Here is a 20,539-nt window from a genome sequence, read left to right on the forward strand (position 1 = left end):
AGCCCCCGGATCACCTAGGCAGGGATCAAGGCCTTGATCGTCTCGCGCAACTTGCCAAAATGTTCATCCCACCCCCGGTCAAGGGCAGTCAGAAGAGACAGGGCCGCCTCTCCGGCCGCAACCTCAACGCCTTCATGGCTCAAGGACAGCCGCGTCCCGCCCGCTGTTTCTTCCAGTTCCCAGATCACTTTCGTCATGGCACCATTCAACGGCTTGACTGTAAACGACCAGACGAGACGGCTGACCGGATCCATTTCCAGGACAGTCCCCCAGCAGAGTTTTTCGCCATTGTCCCGGTCAAGCAGGGCGTAGTCCTCACCTTGCACAAGATCAGAACTGGCCGGGTGAAACCACTTCTCCAACTTGCTCTTCTGGGTAAGGAAAGCCCAGACAGTTTCAGGAGGGGCGGCAAAAAATACGGTTTTTACAATCGTCGTACCAGTCATTCCTGTTCTCCCGTTTCACTTTCGATGGCCGTTTTAAAGCTGGCGAGGCGCTCATCCCAGAACTGGTCGAAATAGCCGAGCCACTCGATGGCACTTTTCAATCCGGCAGGTTGAAGCTCGTGAATTCGCTCGCGGCCCTCCGCACGGCTGGTGATCAGCAACCCTTCCTCAAGCATCACCAGATGTTTCTTCACGGCGGCGCGGGTCATGTCGAAATGACCCGCGATTTCACCAAGCGTCATGCTGTCCTTCTTCAAAAACATCAAGATTTGCCGCCTGGTCGGATCAGCCAGAGCGCGGAAGGTTTGCTGCGAACCGAGGTTCATTGGCCTCTCCCCTCCGCGAGCTGTAGCCCCCAAGACCTTTCATCCAATGACATCGCTCTATTCCCCCCACTCAAAATGATACCAAAAAGTATCGTATTTAAATGATACCCGCAAGTATCATTTATTTTCCGGAGAATTTCAGGAAGCCGGGAAGAAAACGGATCAAAAAAGGCGGAGTGAAGCCGGGTCAAAAATCTTTGTCCCTTCCGGATATTGCGCTTGATCCAAATTGCATTAGGTTAGTTTCAAGTGCCGAAAAGGCATCCGGCCGGACGCGCGGCGGGACTTAGGGAGAGATGAATGTCGGGTGGTACGACGGACCGTTCAATGTCCACTTCAACGCCCATCGATCTGGGCAATACCCCCAGGGAAAAGCCGATGATGATCGACCCGTTTGGGCGCGCTGTATCCTACCTCAGAGTTTCGGTGACCGACCGCTGCGACTTCCGCTGTGTCTATTGCATGGCCGAAGACATGACGTTTCTGCCCAAGCGCGAGGTTCTCTCGCTTGAAGAACTCGACCGCCTTTGCACCGCCTTCATTGAAAAAGGTGTTCGCAAACTGCGTTTGACGGGTGGTGAGCCGCTGGTCCGTAAGAACATCATGAGCCTGATCCGGGGCCTGTCGCGTCATATCGACAGCGGCGACCTTGAGGAACTGACGATCACAACCAACGGGTCCCAGCTTGCAAAATTGTCGCCTGAGCTGCGCGATTGCGGCGTGAAGCGGGTCAACGTTTCCATGGACACTTTGGACGCGGATCGTTTCAAGGCCATCACCCGCTGGGGGGATCTCGGCAAGGTCATGGAGGGTATCCAGACCGCGAAAGACGCGGGCCTCGACATCAAAATCAACATGGTCGCTCTAAAGGGTGTCAACGAGCACGAGATCATTCCGATGATGGAATGGTGCCATGCCAACGGCCATGACCTGACCCTGATCGAGACGATGCCTCTGGGCGAGATCGACGGGGACCGGACGGATCAGTATCTGCCACTTTCGCTTGTTCGTGCGCGCATGTCCGATGCCTTTACGATGGAAGACATTCCCTACAAGACTGGTGGCCCTGCCCGCTATATGGCGGTGAAGGAAACAGGTGGCCGCATCGGCTTCATCACCCCGATGACCCATAATTTCTGCGAAAGCTGTAACCGGGTCCGCGTGACCTGCACGGGCCAGCTCTACATGTGCCTCGGCCAGGATGACATGGCCGACTTGCGGGCGCCGCTTAGAGCTTCGGAAGGGAATGAGCTCCTGAGCGCGGCCATTGATGAAGCCATCGGCCGCAAGCCAAAGGGACATGATTTCATCATCGACCGACGCACCAAGCAACCTGCCGTCACACGGCACATGAGCGTGACCGGCGGCTAGCACCATGGGTGACGAGCAGGATACCAGCTCGCAGTCGGCATCGCCCTTGGCTGACAAAGGAAGCAGGGTCGCCGCTTTTGCGATCGCCATGTCTTGTCTTGCGTTGATGGTCTGGCTTGGCCGCGAGAATGTCCCCTTCGTTCGCGACACCATAGCAATGGTCACGGGCAATGAACCGGAAGCGCAAACGTCAGGCAATCCAGAACTTGATGCCTGCCTCGCCAAACGTGTCGGAGATATCGACCAACTGCTTGCAGAGGGGATGATCAAGGACAGCCAGTACCCGTCTTTCAAGCGCCGCGCGACGTCCTATTGCGAAACACAGTTTCCAGCCGGTGGCTAGAATCTAACACTCTTTAATCCGTCGAGAAGCTCATGCGACGACGGATCGAAACCTTCTGAGGCGGGATGTCCTGCTTTGCGCTGTCCTCAGAGGTCTCATCTACCACCTGATCCTCGGTGTGGTCAGGCATCGGCAACTCTTCCCCCGGCCCAAGTCCTTCGACCGGCGTCAGCTCATCTTCTTCCTCTGGACAAATATGCTGTCTGGCGTCAGCGTCGGCCTCAAGACCCAGCGTATCAGCCGAAGCGAGGCGTTGGCGCGCATCCGCAAGTCTGGCTGACTTCTCCTCCATTTCCGCCGCCACTTCCTCGGCTTTATCGGCGTAACCCTTCCCGACTTTCCAGGCGCTCTGGAAATGTTCGAGAGCGCCCTCGGCAACTCTGAAGTCCTCATCATAGTCATTGAGACCATCGACCACAGCGAGAACAGGATTGCTGCGCCAGAGTTTGCGAAGGGCAGCGTTCTTGAGTTCAGTTGGAACACCCTTCTTCATGAAGACGGTGAAATCGGATTCATAGACAAGGCTGTCCAAATCAACAGCTTCGGCGGCCTCACGATTTGCGACCAGTTCAGGATCCTCCTGCATGTCTGGCGCAGTCGCGCCGTCTTGAGGATCCAAGATCGCCGGTTCGCCAACTTCATTTGAGGCTGTTTCGACATCTTCCGCTTCGCCCCGCTTACGCCGGGACCAGCGCTGAAGAAAGCCCTCGCTCTCGGAGGTCTCACGTGTCATTGCGTGACGTCCCCTCGCGCCGTCCGCCGGGCTCAAAGATCGGCACCTTGCCGAATTTCAACTCCTCGCCGGAATGAGGCACGCGCTTTCTCTTCCTGAATTTTTCCGGGTCAGGCATCTGCTTCAGATAATCGACCATCCAATGCAGAATTTCCGTTGGGACTGGAAGGCGCTCGACCACACCTTCACCGGAATCGAGTGCGCCCATGGCCTCATACGGATCTGCGGTAACACCACGGACCTTGAAGGGGACCGACTCACTGTCAGCGTCGTCCAGCATCACCCAAAGCGCAGGGGCTTCGGTCTCAATGTTGGCATCATAAGCCTCTCCCATGCGCCGGTGCAGGGTCAGGGCAACCGGACCGTAGGTGAAGACACGCGTGTCGCCATCCGGTTCAGCTTCCTGCCATGTTCCGTCACCGCCAGCATCAGACAGAATGGCGACTGGCAGCCAAGTATGATCAATCCAGGCATGCCGGCTCTTTCGCTGTTCCAGAACGATGCAGACCTGACGTGTGATCTCGACTTCCAAGGCATATTCTCCCGATCTCGCAAGTCATTTTAGGCCATTTGTGGCCTCGGGCAAACCTTTGAAAAGGCGAGGATCAATTGCCGTGGGGGGCAAGAGTTTCACGGCAGTTCGACCTTGCAAATGATGCCACCACCTATAAACTTGGAATGATTATAAAAAACGGGGTTACTCCCACCGGAGATCGTCGATGCCAGCTTCCCAGGTGCCTGCCAGCAAAGGCCGCATCCTCGTCTGCAACTGTTTCAAGACAATGGCGCTCGATGACACAGCCCAAGCTCTCGGCGAGCGCCTTGCTGCCCCTGTTTGCAGTCAGTTGTGCCGCGATGAGATCAACGTATTTGAGACAGCACTCGAGGGTGACGGCCCGCTGACCGTGGCCTGCACCCAGGAAGCGCCGCTCTTTCGCGAGATTGCCGAAGAAGCTGGCACTGAAGATCGGACTCGCTTCGTCAACATCCGGGAAACAGCGGGCTGGACAACAGATGCCGTCGACCCGACACCAAAGATCCTCGCTCTTCTGAAGGATGCAGATAACGCCTCGGCTGCAAGGCCGACGCCGGTCAAAACCATTGCATCCGATGGTCTGTGCCTGGTCTACGGCGCCGGGCAAGCCGCGCTGGATGCCGCTTTGGCGCTGGAGGACAGCCTTTCGGTGACATTGGTTCTCACGTCGAGCGACGATGTGGTTCTGCCCTCCGTGCTGCCGTTTCCGATTTTTCGCGGGAAAATTAAGACGCTCAAAGGCTCGCTCGGAGCCTTTGACGTCGTGCTCAACGGCTATGCGCCGATGCTCCCCTCCTCACGGCGCACGCCCGAATTTCTGATGCCACGCGACGGGGCAAAATCAAGCTGCGCGCTGGTCGTCGATCTCAGCGGCGAGATCGCTTCGATTACCGCGCCGCAAAAGCGCGATGGCTATCTCCGCGCGGATCCCGCGGATCCACTTGCCGTCGCGCGCATCTTGCGGGACGCGGGCGACCTGGTCGGAGAGTTCGAGAAACCACTTTATGTTGCCTATGATGCTGACATTTGCGCCCACAGCCACGCAGGCAAGACCGGTTGCTCCAACTGCCTCGACGCCTGTCCTGCGGGCGCGATCCAGTCGACGGGCGAGAAGGTCGCAATCGACGCTGGCATCTGCGGCGGATGCGGCAGCTGCGCAGCCAGCTGTCCGACCGGCGCCATCAACTATCAGTATCCCCATCGCGAAGACCTACTTGGGCGCGTTCAAGGCCTACTGATCGGCTATCAAGAGGTAGGCGGAAGTGCACCTGTGCTTCTCGTTCATGACAGCGACCATGGCGCAGACGTCATTGGTGCTCTGGCCCGTTTTTCGGACGGCTTGCCGGGCAATGTCCTACCCATGGGTATTCATGCGGTCACAGGCTTCGGCCATGAGGCGATGGTTGCAGCGTTTCTTGCCGGGGCTGAACGGATCGTGTTCCTAAGCGATCCCGCCAACCGGGATGAGATGCTGCCGCTGGAAAACGAGGCCGAGCTTGCCCGTGCCCTTGTCACTGGCATGGGACACACTTCCGAGAACAGGATCGCGATTGTCTGCGATAGCGATCCGGACAAGCTCGCCGAGGCGCTGTCTGATGGCTCCTATGCCGGGCCGTTGATCTCAGCCCCGCGGCGGATCGCTGCAGTGGGCGGCAAACGGGATGTTGCCCGCCTGGCCATCACAACGCTCCACAGTGCATCGCCAGAAGCACCGGCTCTTCTTTCCTTGCCGGAGCAAGCTCCTTATGGCCGGATCGCCATTGACCGCGACGGCTGCACACTCTGCCTAAGTTGTGTTTCGGCTTGTCCGGCAGGTGCGCTTTCCGACAACCCAGACCGCCCTCAGGTCAGCTTCATTGAATCAGCCTGCGTCCAATGCGGCTTGTGTCAGACCACCTGCCCGGAAAACGTCATTTCGCTCGAGGCACGGTTCAACACGGAAGCTTCGGCCATGCAGCCAATGGTTCTGCATTCGGAAGAACCTGCGACCTGCACCTCTTGCGGCAAGGCCTTCGGTACCAAGTCCACCATCGAGCGGATCAAAAGCCAGCTGGCAGGCAAACACCACATGTTCCGTTCGGACGCTCAGGTCAATCTGATCGAAATGTGCGACGACTGCCGTATCAACGCGCAGTGGAACATGGAGGACAGCCTGCTACGGACGACCAGCCCGCGCCCACGTCTCCGCACCACGGATGACTATCTGGAGGCTCAGGAAAGCGGTCTTTCGGTTGAGGACTTCCTCAAGGAGCACTAGAGCTCCAACCCGAACACACAAAAAGGCGATGCTCAGAAATGGCATCGCCTTTTTTCTTAGTCCGGAGACGGAGGTGTCAGGCGCGGCGTTCCAACGCGATGGCAGCAAAGACGCAGCTGTAGGCTCCGACGGTTCCCAAAGCCATCACCGTCACCATCGGCCAGATAGACGCGGGCCACATGGCGTCGGACAAAAGCCAGGCGACAAGAGCACTGGTGAAGGCACCCAATCCGATCTGAAGACTGCCGCTCAGGCCTGACGCCGCGCCAGCAAGCTCCGGCTTCACACTGACCGCGCCAGAAACGGCGCTTGGCAGGCAGATGCCGTTGCCCAGACCGATCATGAACATAGGGAGAAACAACGCGAGCGGATGCGCCAGACCAAACCCGGCATCAATGATCAATGCGACGATGGCAATCGCCGGCAGCGCTGAGCCGACCACCACCATCTTCAACACGCCGACGCGTGCAGCGAACCGCCCAGAAATGCCATTTCCGACGATGTAGCCTACCGCCACGAACATGAAGTAGAGCCCCATCTCGGCGGGACCCATGCCGAACTTTTGGGCGGCAATAAAAGGCGCGCCGCCCAGGTAGGCGAAATAGACGGATGACGTGAACATGGCTGTCAACGCATAGGCCCAGAACAGCTTGTGACGGCCAAGGCTGCGATAGTTGCGCCAAAGTCCCGATAGCCCCCCGCTGGAGGTCCTTTTGTGATTCGTCTCATGAAGGTTGAACAAGGACGCAACAAGAACGACTACACCGAGCCCGACCATCAGGTAGAATCCCCCCTGCCACCCGTAGCTTTCGTCCAGCAGCCCGCCGAACACCGGACCGAGCATTGGACCGACGGTCATGCCCATCGTCACGTAGCCAATCATGCTGGCTGCCTTGTCGCGCTCATAAAGGTCGCGAACGATGGCACGGCCCAAAGAAAGGCCGGCGCAGCCGCCAATCGCCTGCACGACACGTGCGAGGATCAAGATCTCTATGGTCGGAGCCAACAGGCAGAGAACGCTTCCGACCACATAAAGCGCCATCCCGGCCAGAATGACGGGGCGCCGACCATAGCGATCCGACAAGGGCCCCAGGAAGATCTGCGCCAAGGCAACTGCGGCAAAATACACCGACATTGTCAGCTGGACCGTCGCCGTGGTGGTGTCGAATGCCTCGACCATGCCGGCAAGAGATGGGAGGAATATATTCATAGAAACGGGCGCGACCGTCGAAATCGCGATCAAAATCGCAAGTGACGGGACCCGTCTCGGGGCCGTTTCATATGCTGTCGATGTCTTGGTTGTCATGCGGCGGACGCAGGCCCCTCGCGGAAGGATGGATTGTGGACAATAAGAGGCGCATCCGGCGAAAACAAGCTCACCGGATGAGAAGAAAGATGTTGATTTGACTATCCGCCTGACAGACGCCTTTCGCGCCAGAAGCTGTAGATGCCAGTCAGAATGATGATCGTTGTTCCGATGATTGTCATGGCATCGGGAACCTCGCCCCAGACGATGAACCCAATTGCCAGCGCCCATAAAACCGCCGAGTAACGAAAGGGAGCGACTACGGAAATATCGCCGGAGCGCATGGCCAGAATGATGAAGATATAGCCGAAGAGGATAAACCCGGCAGCGCCGGACAAACTCAGATAATCCTGAAGGACCATCGGCTGCCAACCCTCTGACACCGAGAGCCCAGCCCCCATGATCGTTACGCCCACAGCCGTCATGAGACTGACGCCATAGGTCGGGATTTTCTCCGGCATCTGCCGGGTAGAGAGATCGCGCACTGCCATGAACATGACGCCAGCCAGCGCAACGAGCGCCCATGCGTCGAAGCCTTCGAACCCGGGTCGGATGATGAGCATCACACCTGTCAGGCCGACGCCAATTGCCGTCCAGCGCCGCCAGCCAACGGGCGCCTTGAGGAAGATGGCCGCAGCGGCGGTCACGACCAAGGGAAGCGCCTGAAGAATTGACGTGGCATTGGCGATAGGCATCCGCATCAAGGCGGTCAGATACAGGAGCGTCGCACAGACCTCGGCGAGGGTTCTGAGAAGAACCATCGGATGGATGAGAAACCGCGCCGAGCGGAACACACCTGTGACCTTACAGACGACCGCCAACAGAACGATACAGATCGCACCCCGCACGAAAATCATCTGCCCGAGATGCAAATGATCAGATGAAAATTTCACCAGGGTGTCGTTGAGCAGGAAAGCAGCATTCGCCACGAGCATCGCACCGATTGCAGGCCCGTTGTCCCGACTTTCCAAAACAGCTCTCCATGAAAAGCGAACAGGAGCATGCCCATTCACCAACCCTGCTTAGACCCTGGTGATCAACCGTGCAATGCCGGTTTCCTCGAAAGGCAATCTAGCTTCCCGACGCCAACGGCAGGTTCACCAGAAGGTTCTGCGGCTTCATCCGGATCTTGTTTTCACGGCTCATGGCGAGACCAAGCCAGACCGGCTTGCCGCGCAGATCCGACCGCATGTCGGTTCGATTCTCGAAGTCCATTCTGAACAGGCAAAGAATGCGCATATTGTCCGCCTCGGAAATACCTTCCTCATTGTAGAGCGCGTTGAGGATCCCCGTTGCATCTGCATCCAGGCCAATGTGCCAGGACCATTGCTCGTCACGAATCTTTTGAACCGGCTGGATGCGGACATCGACACCAGTAAAATGGCGGATCCAGTCCTCCAGAACACGCGCAAAAGCGTCCGGTCCAGGTTGCGTAAAGCGAAAGTCGAGCGCTGTATCAAATCGGTCGGAGCGATCCCAGTAGATCTCGCCATTTTCCTCGCCGATCACATCGAGCGCGACCTCTCGCATGGGCGTGCCCGCCTCCATGAGGAGTGCGCCCAGGCCACCGAGGCCGCCTGTTTCAGACATCATCTCGACGATCTCGGCGTCGGCGATGGTGACGGTGCCTTCGTTCAGGCTCACCATCTGCTCGCGAAAGAAGAGCTCTGCGGCACGCAGACGGACGGGGTCCTGACAATTGCGCAAAATATTGCGCAAGATCAGATGAACCAACTGGTCGATGAAGACCGGCGGTACGGAAATGGTCTGCGCCTTGAAAAGCGCGGCATATGCCGCCTCAACGGTCTTGTGCTTCAACAGATGATCGCGGAACGCCAGAACCACCCGGTAGTTGTCTGCTGTATCCTGATCAACCATCGGTGCGAGATCGCTGTCGCTCACCTCGGTGAACGGATCGGTCATGAGCTGCTCGAAAAGCCGGTGCTCGACCTCACAGGATTCTTCCACCGGATGGATCTCCGGCCGGGTCAGATAGGCACGCACAAGGTCAGGTGTGACACGCAGCCAGCCGTTGCCTTCCCGTTCAACGAGGTGATATCCGGCAGACTTCCAAAATGGCCGCATCAGGGCTCCTCCACCACGTCCCAGACCAGCGCGTGCGGCTTTTCTCCGGGAGGGGTCACAATATGAAAACGTTCATTGATGAGACCGTCGTCGCCGATTTCACGTTTCAAGGCAAGCAGGGTGTCAAGCGCCGCACCTTCGGCAAGCTCGCGGCCGAAGGCGACTTCTTCGCGCGCGGCCGCCAGCGCTGCCTCTTCGCCAGGGGCACCAAACTGGTCCAGAAGATACTCCGCCAGCAGCCCTTCGCAGCTGACAACATCATCCTCAGTCGCCTCAGCAACACTGACGACGGTTGAAAACCCGAAAGAGCCAAGCGCGAGGAAGCCACTTACGAACGCTTGCCTTTCCTTGCCTGCGATCGCGGCGGGATCACCGTAGCGACCGAGTGAAAAGACAAAACTGCCCGGAATGGCCCATTCGTTTTCTCGCGCGGCCAGCGGAAAGACATGGCTGTCAGAGGCGTCGAAACGGATCGCACGCAGCAGTCGCGGCATGGCTATGGTCTCCTGGTTGAAAGTCAGCCCGCGTGCTTGTCGTTTTGACCAACGACAGGCTGGGCGCACCCTGCGGATGAGAGGTGATCGACTGCTTCGAAAACCCTCGCGTCTTCGCCGACTTTCAGCAACAGATTGCCGTAATTGTCCAGGCCCATAAAGTTGCCGATGACAGGTGTCTCGCCATCCAGAATCGATACGGTCTTTCGGTAGCCATCGCAGCGAAACAGCCAGGCTTCATGCACAGGCTTGAAACCATCGCTTTCCCAACGGTGAACCCATGTCAGAAAATGACGGGCAAGGGATTCAAGAGCTGGCACAGCTTCCACCTCCACGCCCCCCTCGTCCCAAAGGGTTGTCGCAGCAACGTCCTCTCCGGGCTCAGCATCCGAGGTTGGTTTCAAACCAATTTCCAGACCAACCACCATCCAGTCAGGCGCACCGTTTTCGTCATCACCGTCGCTGACGATCATCTGCGCAGTGCCCAGGCGTGCCCTGTTGGCATTGATCGCAACGGGCCAATTCCAGGAGATGCCCATTTCAGGTGGACAGATCGCGCCGAGCGCGTCCGCAGCCGAGACCATCAGCACGAAGAGCATTTCCTGTACCCGGCTGCGCTGCACATCCGGTTCGAGCACAATTGCAAAGGCAATTGCTTCCGTGTCGCACGACCAGAAGAGGTCGCCCGCCTCCCCTTCCCCACTTCCGGCAGCCGCTACTGCAGCTTTAAATGGATCAAGCGGCGGCAAAACCGGATGGCCACTCAACAGGGGTGGCAGCGACGGATTGAAATTCAGCGGCTCGTTCATGGATAGGTACTCTGAAACATCTCAAGCCGCATCAGTCGAGCTCAATCTTGCCTTTCACTTCATGAACGAAGTCGGTGCCATCAATTGTCACCGTGACTTTGGCGTCCAGAGCGCCGGAAGACAGCTCAGACTTGCGAACATAGTCTTCCAGAGCTTGCTGTGAGGTCACGCCAACCTGCTTGAGGAACTTGCGCATGGACATGTTGAATGTGTCGTTGTTCATCGAAGGGTCTTTCATTGACGGATGGCAAAAGCCTGCACTGATGACGACGTTAAGAGCACATCAATCACAGTTTCCGCGGGTTACAAGTCGTTGACATTCTGATTCAACCAGCTTCCAGATTGAATCAGAACTGTGTCTTAAAACATTGTGATTATTGCTTATTCATGAGCGCCTGAGCGATGACCCATGCCTGGATCCAGTCGGACTGCGTCATTCTTGTGGCTGGTATTGACGCTGACGGCTGAATAATCGAGTTGCTTGGTCAACACGAACCAGGCTCCCAAGCTGATCAGAGACATGGCGCAAACGCCAAAAACAAATGCCTTCATTGGGCTTTTTCTCCCGTAGGGGTGAGCGGACTTTCGGGATCTGTCGCGCGTTTCAGGAAGGCCACCAGCGCATCGCGGTCTTCGACCGATTTAAGCCGCTGGATTGGCATTTTCGATCCTGGCGTGATCACATCCGGACCGTAGTCGAAAAGGTCCGAGATCGTGTTCTCGTCCCAAATGAAGTCAGCGGACAAAAGAGCCGGTGAATAGGCATAGCCTGGCAAGGTGCCTGCCCCGCGCCCAAAGACGCCGTAGAGCGTTGGGCCTGCCCTATTTCCTCCGTCCGGGGTCAGAGTATGACAGACAGAACACTTGCGAGCGAATTGAAGTTCGCCTGGGTCGTCGGTATCAGACACTTGAAAACGGCGTGGAAAATCTACCTCGATCGGCTCGAAGGGCTTGCGTGGCGCGACTTGCCAGAGATGCACTTCATCATCGAGGCCCGCGTAAAACAGCGCGTGTCCAGATGACGAAAACGCCAGCCCCCAAACCGGACCATAAGGATTTTGAAATTCCTCCAGAAGCTCCCAGGTTCCGGTATCGAACACTCGGATGACACCATCTCCGCCACCACTGGCCGCCCGGTTGCCGTCCTGAGAGATCGCAAGAGACAGGACTGGCCGGCTATGTGCCGGAAGGACCTTTGTTTCCGCAGCGGTTTCGATATCAAGCACGCCAACCTTGCCATCGGTGACACCGAAGAGAAGGCTTCGTCCATCGGGCAATTCTTTTAGCGCATTGACGCCCCAACCGAGATTGACCAGTTCCCGTTCGAAACCACCGCTTGCGAGATCAAATTGACGGATACCGCCGTCATAAGAAGCCGTGAACACCTTCTCACCGCTTGTCGAAAAGACGACGGAATTCACATTGCCCCGATGCGCATCGAGCGTTGCGACAAGACCTGGGTCGTCGGCATCAAGATCGTAGACCCGCGCTTCATTCTCCCAGGATGCGATCGCAACATGGCGCCCGGTTGGAGAGACCGCGAGGCTGAGCACCTTCTCGCCGCGGCCGGGAAAGCGGTTGCGGATGGCGCCCGTCGCAAGATCCCAGACGATCACGTCACTGTCGTCGGCCACAGTGACCGCCCTGTTGCGAGGAAGAAACGCTGCGTCATTGACCGCGGCGTTGTGGCCAGTCAGCCGCAGAGGATCTGAAAGCTTGCCGTGCGCGTCGGGCTCCTGCCAGAGTAACGCCGTGTAGTCAAAGGACGTCGATAGAAGACGGTCGCCGCCTCGCTCCAGAACAACCGACTTCACCGGACCACCGTGGCCGACCAACCGCTCGGGCCAGTCCTCCGCCGCAGGCACCGCGGTCGCGAGAAACCCGGCGACCGGCAGTGCCAAAACACCAGCTGCGATGCTCCACGACACCCGGTTCATTGAGTGTCCTACTCGGCAGGTTGCGGCGCAGGTCCGCCGCCGGGAGCGTCATGAATGTCATCCAGGTTTTCTTCGACCCAGAGAGAATGGTGCTCCTTGGCCCAGTTCAGGTCCACCTCACCCGACCCCATCGCGTCAAAGGCACGTTCCATTCCGACCGTCCCAATGTAGATGTGTCCAAAGATCACGCAGATCATGAAGATCGCCATGATCGAATGCCAAAGGCTGTTGAGCTGCTGCTCCTGCAAGATAGTAAGCGCCGTCGGAAGCTCAGTGCCCAAGACCATGTTTATCTTGCCGAAGGTGCCGGCAAAGAAGTGTGTGGTGAAAGGGAACATAAGCGCCCAGCCCGAGATAGACAGCGATACGCCCCCGACAATCACCAGCCAGAAAAGAATCTTCTGCCCCGCGTTGAACTTCCTGGCTGGCGGATGCAGCTTCGAAGAGAACATGCCGCCTGCCTGAAGAAGCCACTTGATATCCGTACGGTCAGGCAGATTGTGCTTCACCCACATGACCAGGATCATCACCAGCCCTGCCATAAAGGCGAAGGCCAGATAGTTGTGCAGGTACTTTCCCATCTGGGTGATGAAGCCGAAGGCCCCGTCACCGATAAGCGGCTTCAACACGTAGCGACCATAAAGAATATTCAACCCGGTCAGGCCGAGAATGACGAAAGACACAGCCAGCATCCAATGGCCTAGCCGTTCCACTTCACGGAACCTCGTGATCGTCTTGTCTGATGGACCGTTTTCAATGCGGATCCGGCCGCGGATAGCGTAGAAAAGACCAAGGATGACGATCGTGCCAAGCAACGCCCAGCTGGCGTAGAGCGATAGAGGGCCATTGCGAAGTGAGCGCCAGGCCTCGCCCTCGGACTGAATCAGGGTGCCTGCCTTCTTGTCCGGGATCGACACATTTCCATTCACGCCTTCGCGCACGGCGCGCCAATAGTCGGACTGGGAGTTCACGCCCAAAGTGTCGCCGGGAACAGCGCCGCCGACCAGGTTCTGTTGATCGACGGGATCTTGCCTCAAGGACTGCGCCAGCGAATGCCCCGGCAGCAACACGACGCATGTCAACAGAAGGCCAAGCAGGACAAACGCGCTCAAGATCGTCCGCATCGCTGTTGTCATCCTGTTCCCGTTCATAGGATCCTCCTGGGTCAATTCATGTCTGCTGTCATGCAGTGATCCGACCTTTTCCAGCTGGATGCCGCCTGCCCCTTTGAAAACGGAACTGCGGCTGGGGTCGAACCTTCCTTGAAATCATCAACCGGCACGCAGCCGATCAAAATTGCTGCTTCATGCCTCGCGCGCGAAGCTCGCGGCGTTGATCTTCTGTCAGTGCATGGTCCTGTCGGCCGTGATAGACGCCCTTTTCCAGCGTGATCACACGGTTTTCTTCAGATTCCCGGCAGCCAGTCAGGGCGGTGAGGCCCAGCAGAGAGATGGCCAAGGCCAGTTTTGCAGACCGTCTGGTCAATTCACAGCTCATCGACGCTTTCCTGCAGTTTCATGGCGAAAGAACGGAGACAGCTGGTGAGCCGCCTCCGTCCCTGTTCGTTTCAATGCACAGAAGAAGCGGAACCTAGAAGTTTCCGGCCTTCTGATCATATGCAGTGCCCCAGCCCCAGGCGCCGGAGCCAAAGCCACGAGCGACCACGCGCTCGCGGTAGATCGCGGAGACAACGTCACCGTCACCAGCCAGCAGAGCCTTGGTTGAGCACATTTCCGCACAAAGCGGCAATTTGCCTTCGGCCAGACGGTTGCGACCGTATTTCTGGAACTCGGCAGCCGAATTATCTTCTTCCGGGCCACCGGCACAGAAGGTGCACTTGTCCATCTTGCCGCGAGAGCCGAAGTTTCCGACCTGCGGATACTGCGGCGCGCCGAAGGGGCAGGCATAGAAGCAATATCCGCACCCGATGCAGAGGTCCTTGGAGTGCAGCACCACGCCCTCATCGGACTGATAGAAGCAATCCACCGGACAGACCGCCGTACACGGCGCATCCGAACAATGCATGCAAGCGACTGAGATCGAGCGCTCACCCGGCTTGCCGTCATTGATCGTGACAACACGGCGGCGGTTGATGCCCCAAGGCACCTCGTTCTCGTTCTTACAAGCGGTAACGCAGGCGTTGCACTCGATGCAGCGTTCAGCGTCACAGAGGAATTTCATACGTGCCATGTGTCTTCCCTCCCTTAGGCTGCGCGCTCAATGCGGCACAGAGTGGCCTTGGTTTCCTGCATCTGGGTCACGCTGTCGTAACCGTAAGTCTGAGCAGTGTTGGTTGCTTCACCGAGGACGTAAGGATCTGAGCCCTTCGGATACTTGGAGCGCTGGTCCTCGCCCTGGTAGTGCCCACCGAAGTGGAACGGCATGAAGGTCACACCGCGGCCAACGCGTTGCGTGGTCATGGCCATGACCTTGACCTTGCCGCCTTCAGGGCCGTGCACCCAGACCATCTCGCCATCACGAATACCGAGGTCATTCGCATCAGCAGGGTTGATCTCGATGAACATGTCCTGCTGCAGCTCAGCGAGCCATGGGTTGGACCGGGTCTCATCACCGCCGCCCTCGTATTCGACCAGACGGCCGGAGGTGAGGATCATCGGGAAGTCCTTGGAGAAGTCATTCTCCTGGATCGACTTGTAGGCCGTGGGGAGGCGCCAGAAGGTCTTGTCCTCATAGGTAGCATACTTGTCGAGAAGATCCCGGCGATTGGTATAAAGCGGCTCGCGATGGACCGGGACCGGATCCGGGAAGGTCCAGACGACGGCGCGGGCCTTGGCGTTGCCGTAGGGTGCGCAGCCATGCTTGATCGCCACGCGCTGGATGCCGCCGGAAAGGTCGGTTTTCCAATTGGTCTTGTCGCCAGCAACTGCTTCGATGGAGGCGCGTTCCTCGTCCGTCAGATCACCATCCCAGCCAAGGCTCTTGAGCATCGCCATGGTGAACTCGGGATAGCCGTCCTGGATCTCGGAATCGACCGGCCAGGAATCTTCAGCCAGCAGATTGTCCCCATCCCGCTCGACACCGAAGCGCGCACGGAACGGCATGCCGCCCTCAGCGACCGGCAACGACGGATCATAGAGGTTCGCAGAGCCTGGATGGCCCATCTCGGCTGTACCCCAGCACGGCCACGGCATTCCGTAGAAATCTCCGTCGCACGGACCGCCGAGCGCACGAAGCGTCGTGCGGTCGAAAGTGTGCTGGTTCTCCATGTGGAGCTTCATCCGCTCCGGTGACTGACCAGTGTAGCCGATTGTCCACATACCCTTGTTGAATTCGCGGGTGACGTCTTCAATCAGCGGCTCCTCGCCATTGACTTCGATGTTCTTGAACATCTCGTCGGCGAAACCGAGCTTCTTGGCCAATTTGTACATGATGGTGTGGTCAGGCAGGCTCTCGAACAGAGGCTCAACCACCTTCTCACGCCACTGCAGCGACCGGTTGGACGCCGTAACCGAGCCAGACGTCTCGAACTGGGTCGTCGCTGGCAGTAGATAGACGCCATCCTTGCGATCAGACAGAACGGCCGACATGGTCGGATAAGGATCGATCACGACCAGCGTGTCGAGCTTTTCCATCGCCACTTTCATGTCCGGAAGACGGGTCTGTGAGTTCGGGGCATGTCCCCAGAACACCATGACCTTGGTGTTTGCCGGCTGCTGCAGCTTGTCTTCATCCTCAAGGACACCATCAATCCAGCGGGACACGGGAATGCCCTTCTGGTTGATCATGGCAACATCCTTGCCATCAGCGCCTTTCATGGTGTTGAAGCGACCGCGAATATAGTCGTTTTCAACATCCCAAACGCGTGACCAGTGCGCCCATGCGCCATCGGACAGGCCATAGTATCCAGGTAGCGTATCGGCGAGAACACCAAGATCCGTCGCCCCCTGAACGTTGTCGTGACCGCGGAAGATGTTGGTGCCGCCGCCAGCCTTGCCCATGTTGCCCAGGGCAAGCTGCAATACACAGTAGGCCCGGGTGTTGTTGTTGCCGTTGGTGTGCTGAGTACCACCCATGCACCAAATCACGGTGCCGGGACGATTGTTGGCAAGTGTCTTTGCAACGCGCTTCATCTGAGAGCCTGGAACGCCCGTAACACGTTCAACTTCTTCAGGATCCCAGTTCGCGACCTCGGCCCTGATCTGATCCATGCCCCAGACACGCTGGCGGATGAATTCCTTGTCTTCCCAGCCATTTTCAAAAATGTGCCAGAGAATGCCCCAAACCAGCGCCACGTCTGAACCAGGACGGAAGCGAACATATTCGGTTGCATGTGCCGCGGTGCGCGTGAAGCGCGGGTCACAGACGATCAGAGGAGCGTTGTTTTCTTCCTTTGCCTTCAGCACATGCAGCAGGGAGACAGGATGTGCTTCGGCGGGATTACCACCGATGATGAAGATGGCGCGGGAATTGTGAATATCGTTGTAGGAGTTGGTCATCGCTCCGTAGCCCCAGGTGTTGGCAACACCTGCAACCGTCGTGGAGTGACAAATACGAGCCTGGTGGTCGACGTTGTTCGTGCCGAAGAAGGCAGCGAACTTGCGCATCAGATAGGCTTGCTCGTTGTTATGCTTTGCGGAGCCGAGCCAGTAGACGCTGTCAGGACCTTCTTCATCGCGGACCTGAAGCATCTTGTCGCCAAGTTCTTCAATCGCCTGATCCCAGGAGATGCGCTCCCATTTCCCGCCAACCAGTTTGGTCGGGTACTTGAGGCGGCGCTCGCCATGAGCATGTTCACGTACCGAAGCGCCCTTGGCGCAATGGGAGCCGAGATTGAACGGGCTGTCAAAACCAGGTTCCTGGCCGACCCACACACCATCCTTGACCTCGGCCAAGACCGTGCAGCCGACAGAGCAATGAGTACAGACCGACTTCTTGATGTCGACCTTGCCAACAGTTGCTGCCTGGGCCTGCGCTTTTTGAACCATGCCGCCGGAGGCAGCTGTAACGGCGGCAAGACCGCCAGCCGCCACGCCAGAGCGCCGCAGAAAGGTCCTGCGATCCATTGTCGCCGAGCTGAAATCAGCAAAGGCGGAGGACAAACGGCCGCGCCGCGCGACCCCACTTGTCTTTTTCCTGAGCATTTTCGTTTCTCCCTCAAACGGGACAGCACAGGTGTTACCCTGCCGGTCCCGGGCGAGCCGCTTCATCGCGTCTGAAGCAGCCAGCCAATTGCTTTAAAAGCGTGCGGTTTCGTAGACTTTCTTGACGTGATCGGTTTCCCGGTATCCGGATCCTGCGTCCGCGTCCGCCGCTACAACCTCTGCGCCACCAGTAACGACAGATGCACCACTTGCGAGGGTGCCGAGACCGGCAAGCTTAAGGAAATTGCGCCGATCAGCGGTATCCTTTGTTTTTTTGTCCGTCATCGTTTCTCTCCAGCTCTCTGATTTTCCGCCGTCCAGCCTCTCCAGACCATGGACAGCGACATCCAGCTTCCCGGCGCCGCAACGCGCCGCTTTCCGACTTACTCTGTCATGGCGAAAGCGTCGGCCTCCACCGCCATGAAAACACGTCCAAGCGCCCCGACGGCCGCGTAGAACGCGTCGGTGTCAGTTGCGCTGAGATCCTTGAAAAAGTGCCCGGCCCAGGACCCGATGTGTTCAACGAAAAACTGCCGTTGTTCATCAAGTGTCGCCACCTGGCCAAAGTCGCCCGAAATGAGGCCTTCCATCATCTGCATGAGGGCTGCGATGTGATCCTCGGGCTCGGAAACACCTTCAGAGCGCTCAATTCCATAGCGAGACATGGTGGCGCGAAGGTCAGCCAACGGCTTCTCGTGCAAGAAGCCGGTAAGATAATAAGATCCGTAGGGGACAAATTCGCCGCGACCGAGACCGATAAAAAGATCTTCATAGGCACGCAGCAGTTTTTCGGCAGTCGTAGTCTCCGCTGCAGTCGAAAGTCCGGCGAGCGCCTGACCAACAGGCGTATCGTCTGCCTGGAGGCCACGAATAGCCTGCAGATCTTCCTCCGTCGGCGCCGCCTGCAGCATCCGACCGATGAAGCCATATAGGATAGCACGATCCACGTCTTCAGACGCAATATCGGCTTGAACCGACGTCACCTGTGACATCCAAAATTTCTCCCTCAGTGACGAATGATTGCTCTGAATGACAACAGTCGCAAATGAAATCATTTTTGCATCGCAGCATTAAATGCAAATTCTTGTTATCAGAACTAAATTTTCTCTACCCAAGTAATTATGATCACAAAAAACATCAAAAAGACATTTCAAGCCTCACTGAGGCAACCAGGGAAGCGTATTCTGATTTGAAACGACGTTGATAAGTCAGGCGACTCAACACCGAGAGAAGATCGCCGAGCGTGAACGCAAAATGATCGAGATACCGACTTTGCCTGAGCCGCCTTCGTGAAAGATCATACATATCAATATTTTGAGCGTCACCACCTCAAGCTGAAAGTTCCCCTACGCAACTTTAACAATGCATCAATCCGGGCATCTCGAAATGGTTTATCGCTCCGTTTCGGCCATGAATTTTGCAGCGCACAACAAAACTCAAAGCGAAAGACCTTTTCGTCAGCAGCAAAGCTGTACGCAAAGGTCATAAAAAAACCGACCCTGACAACGGGTCGGTTCAAGGATGATCTCGTCGACGGATGTGAGACGGATCAACAGCCGCACATCTGACGAGAGCTTCCAGTTTGGGCGTTATTCCATCACGATATTGGGGGCAGCTCGCGTGCCTTCGCCTTCATAGCGAGCGATTTCCTCCATGACCCGTGATGCGATTTCCCGGTAGACCGCTGTGTGAGCACCGTCGGGGTCAGAGACGACCACCGGCGTGCCTGCGTCCGAGGTTTCACGGATCTGCATGTCCAAGGGGACTTCTCCAAGGAAAGGCACACCAAGCTTTTCAGCTTCGGCCCTGGCACCGCCATGACCAAAAATATCATGCCGACTGCCACAATCAGGACAGAGAAAATAGCTCATGTTTTCAACAATTCCGAGGACCGGGACGTCGACCCGGCGGAACATGTTGAGCCCCTTGCGGGCATCGATGAGTGCCAGATCCTGAGGCGTCGAGACGATCACTGCGCCAGCCAGCGGCACTTGCTGAGCCATGGTGAGCTGCGCATCTCCCGTGCCCGGCGGCATGTCGACAACAAGAACATCGAGTTCGCCCCATGCAACTTCCCGCAACATCTGGGTCAGGGCGGAAATCACCATAGGGCCGCGCCAGATCATCGGAGTTTCTTCTTCGACCATGAACCCCATGGACATGACCTTGATGCCATACCCTTCCAGCGGCTTCAGAATTCGACCAGAGACCGGTTCCGGCCGGCCCGTAACATTAAACAGCCGCGGAACGGATGGACCGTAGATATCAGCGTCCAGCACCCCAACCTTCAGGCCGTTGGCTTGAAGACCGAGCGCTAGGTTGGCCGTGGTCGTCGACTTGCCGACGCCACCCTTGCCCGAAGCGACTGCGATGATTGTCTTGACGCCTGGCACGCCTGGCTTCTGACCGGTCTGTTCCGAGGCCTGGCTCTTCGCTCTCGCCTGCATGGGCGGGGGAACGTCTCCGGCCTGCGCCTTGCTTGGCGCCGGTCGAACAGGAGCTGCCGGAGCTGAGCCGGAGCTCCCGGCGGCCTTTTCCGCGGTCAGCGCGACCATTGCCGCCTCTACACCGTCGATTTCCTTGACGACCTTCTCTGCCGCTTGGCGCAGGGGTTCCAGTTGCTGGGCACGTTCGGCCGGCACGGTGATTGAGAAAGCCACGCGGCCGTCTGATACAAAAACATCCGAGACCAGACCAAGTGACACAAGATCCCCCTCAAGATCCGGTCCCTTGACCTTGGACAATCGGTCCAGCACGGCTTCCTTGATCGCTTCGCTCATTGAAAATTCCTGATT

The 20,539-nt window shown here is 57.6% G+C and carries 22 protein-coding genes; 3 read left to right on the forward strand and 19 right to left on the reverse strand.

All coding sequences use genetic code 11. The annotated features are described in order from the left end of the window. Positions 1–14 precede the first annotated feature (14 nt). Both ABJZ52_RS22070 and ABJZ52_RS22075 read right to left on the reverse strand, forming a co-directional pair. Positions 15–446, reverse strand: coding sequence for an SRPBCC domain-containing protein (locus ABJZ52_RS22070; RefSeq protein WP_348187033.1), 432 nt, complete (start codon positions 444–446; stop codon positions 15–17). After that, on the reverse strand, positions 443–772 hold the full coding sequence (locus ABJZ52_RS22075) for a metalloregulator ArsR/SmtB family transcription factor (RefSeq protein ID WP_348187035.1): 330 nt from the start codon (positions 770–772) through the stop codon (positions 443–445). The genes ABJZ52_RS22070 and ABJZ52_RS22075 overlap by 4 nt, the downstream gene beginning before the upstream one ends. 381 nt (positions 773–1,153) lie before the next feature. Here ABJZ52_RS22075 and moaA point away from each other — a divergent pair, with 381 nt between their 5' ends. Then, the gene (gene moaA, locus ABJZ52_RS22080) at positions 1,154–2,143 is read left to right on the forward strand and encodes a GTP 3',8-cyclase MoaA (RefSeq protein ID WP_348187182.1); all 990 of its coding nucleotides are present in this window, start codon (positions 1,154–1,156) and stop codon (positions 2,141–2,143) included. A gap of 4 nt (positions 2,144–2,147) precedes the next feature. Next, the gene (locus ABJZ52_RS22085; RefSeq protein ID WP_348187037.1) at positions 2,148–2,486 is read left to right on the forward strand and encodes a hypothetical protein; all 339 of its coding nucleotides are present in this window, start codon (positions 2,148–2,150) and stop codon (positions 2,484–2,486) included. Between the two features lie 13 nt (positions 2,487–2,499). On the opposite strand, the gene ABJZ52_RS22090 is transcribed toward ABJZ52_RS22085, so the two are convergent. Then, positions 2,500–3,219: a DUF3306 domain-containing protein gene (locus ABJZ52_RS22090; RefSeq protein WP_348187039.1), complete on the reverse strand. Its 720-nt coding sequence runs from the start codon at positions 3,217–3,219 to the stop codon at positions 2,500–2,502. Next, entirely contained in the window at positions 3,209–3,751 is a 543-nt protein-coding gene (locus ABJZ52_RS22095) for a DUF3305 domain-containing protein (RefSeq protein WP_348187041.1), read from the reverse strand. Before ABJZ52_RS22095 ends, ABJZ52_RS22090 begins: the two co-directional genes overlap by 11 nt. Before the next feature lie 187 nt (positions 3,752–3,938). Between ABJZ52_RS22095 and ABJZ52_RS22100 the strand changes: the two genes are divergently transcribed. Continuing rightward, positions 3,939–6,011, forward strand: a complete 2,073-nt coding sequence (locus ABJZ52_RS22100; protein ID WP_348187043.1) for a 4Fe-4S dicluster domain-containing protein — start codon at positions 3,939–3,941, stop codon at positions 6,009–6,011. Positions 6,012–6,087: 76 nt separating this feature from the next. On the opposite strand, the gene ABJZ52_RS22105 is transcribed toward ABJZ52_RS22100, so the two are convergent. From ABJZ52_RS22105 to apbC, 15 genes are all read right to left on the reverse strand, one after another. After that, positions 6,088–7,317: a multidrug effflux MFS transporter gene (locus ABJZ52_RS22105; RefSeq protein WP_348187045.1), complete on the reverse strand. Its 1,230-nt coding sequence runs from the start codon at positions 7,315–7,317 to the stop codon at positions 6,088–6,090. 101 nt (positions 7,318–7,418) lie between these two features. Next, positions 7,419–8,288 carry a DMT family transporter gene (locus ABJZ52_RS22110; protein ID WP_348187047.1) on the reverse strand — a complete coding sequence of 290 codons (870 nt, stop codon included), beginning with the start codon at positions 8,286–8,288 and terminating at the stop codon, positions 7,419–7,421. 100 nt (positions 8,289–8,388) lie between these two features. Continuing rightward, a complete protein-coding gene (locus tag ABJZ52_RS22115; RefSeq protein WP_348187049.1) occupies positions 8,389–9,402 on the reverse strand; it encodes a DUF6352 family protein in 1,014 nt (337 codons plus the stop codon). Then, the gene (locus tag ABJZ52_RS22120; RefSeq protein ID WP_348187050.1) at positions 9,402–9,896 is read right to left on the reverse strand and encodes a DUF6505 family protein; all 495 of its coding nucleotides are present in this window, start codon (positions 9,894–9,896) and stop codon (positions 9,402–9,404) included. Before ABJZ52_RS22120 ends, ABJZ52_RS22115 begins: the two co-directional genes overlap by 1 nt. A gap of 23 nt (positions 9,897–9,919) precedes the next feature. After that, positions 9,920–10,705 carry a biotin/lipoate--protein ligase family protein gene (locus tag ABJZ52_RS22125; protein WP_348187051.1) on the reverse strand — a complete coding sequence of 262 codons (786 nt, stop codon included), beginning with the start codon at positions 10,703–10,705 and terminating at the stop codon, positions 9,920–9,922. Positions 10,706–10,736: 31 nt separating this feature from the next. Continuing rightward, a complete protein-coding gene (locus tag ABJZ52_RS22130) occupies positions 10,737–10,928 on the reverse strand; it encodes a DUF6494 family protein (RefSeq protein WP_348187053.1) in 192 nt (63 codons plus the stop codon). A 158-nt stretch (positions 10,929–11,086) separates the two neighbouring features. After that, positions 11,087–11,257: a hypothetical protein gene (locus ABJZ52_RS22135; RefSeq protein ID WP_153769651.1), complete on the reverse strand. Its 171-nt coding sequence runs from the start codon at positions 11,255–11,257 to the stop codon at positions 11,087–11,089. After that, positions 11,254–12,642: a c-type cytochrome gene (locus tag ABJZ52_RS22140; RefSeq protein ID WP_348187055.1), complete on the reverse strand. Its 1,389-nt coding sequence runs from the start codon at positions 12,640–12,642 to the stop codon at positions 11,254–11,256. Before ABJZ52_RS22140 ends, ABJZ52_RS22135 begins: the two co-directional genes overlap by 4 nt. Positions 12,643–12,650: 8 nt before the next feature. Continuing rightward, positions 12,651–13,793: a formate dehydrogenase subunit gamma gene (locus ABJZ52_RS22145; protein WP_348187057.1), complete on the reverse strand. Its 1,143-nt coding sequence runs from the start codon at positions 13,791–13,793 to the stop codon at positions 12,651–12,653. A 139-nt stretch (positions 13,794–13,932) separates the two neighbouring features. Beyond that, complete coding sequence (locus ABJZ52_RS22150) at positions 13,933–14,139, reverse strand: hypothetical protein (RefSeq protein WP_348187059.1); 207 nt, start codon at positions 14,137–14,139, stop codon at positions 13,933–13,935. Positions 14,140–14,232: 93 nt separating this feature from the next. Beyond that, positions 14,233–14,832: a formate dehydrogenase FDH3 subunit beta gene (gene fdh3B, locus ABJZ52_RS22155; protein WP_153769653.1), complete on the reverse strand. Its 600-nt coding sequence runs from the start codon at positions 14,830–14,832 to the stop codon at positions 14,233–14,235. 14 nt (positions 14,833–14,846) lie between these two features. After that, positions 14,847–17,744, reverse strand: a complete 2,898-nt coding sequence (locus ABJZ52_RS22160; RefSeq protein ID WP_348187062.1) for a formate dehydrogenase subunit alpha — start codon at positions 17,742–17,744, stop codon at positions 14,847–14,849. Positions 17,745–17,837: 93 nt separating this feature from the next. Then, a complete protein-coding gene (locus ABJZ52_RS22165) occupies positions 17,838–18,029 on the reverse strand; it encodes a twin-arginine translocation signal domain-containing protein (RefSeq protein ID WP_348187063.1) in 192 nt (63 codons plus the stop codon). A gap of 98 nt (positions 18,030–18,127) precedes the next feature. Then, positions 18,128–18,736 carry a molecular chaperone TorD family protein gene (locus tag ABJZ52_RS22170; RefSeq protein WP_348187064.1) on the reverse strand — a complete coding sequence of 203 codons (609 nt, stop codon included), beginning with the start codon at positions 18,734–18,736 and terminating at the stop codon, positions 18,128–18,130. A gap of 597 nt (positions 18,737–19,333) precedes the next feature. Beyond that, on the reverse strand, positions 19,334–20,524 hold the full coding sequence (gene apbC, locus ABJZ52_RS22175; protein WP_348187066.1) for an iron-sulfur cluster carrier protein ApbC: 1,191 nt from the start codon (positions 20,522–20,524) through the stop codon (positions 19,334–19,336). Positions 20,525–20,539 lie beyond the last annotated feature (15 nt).

It is taken from the genome of Roseibium sp. (assembly GCF_039982295.1).
Taxonomy (GTDB): Bacteria; Pseudomonadota; Alphaproteobacteria; order Rhizobiales; family Stappiaceae; genus Roseibium.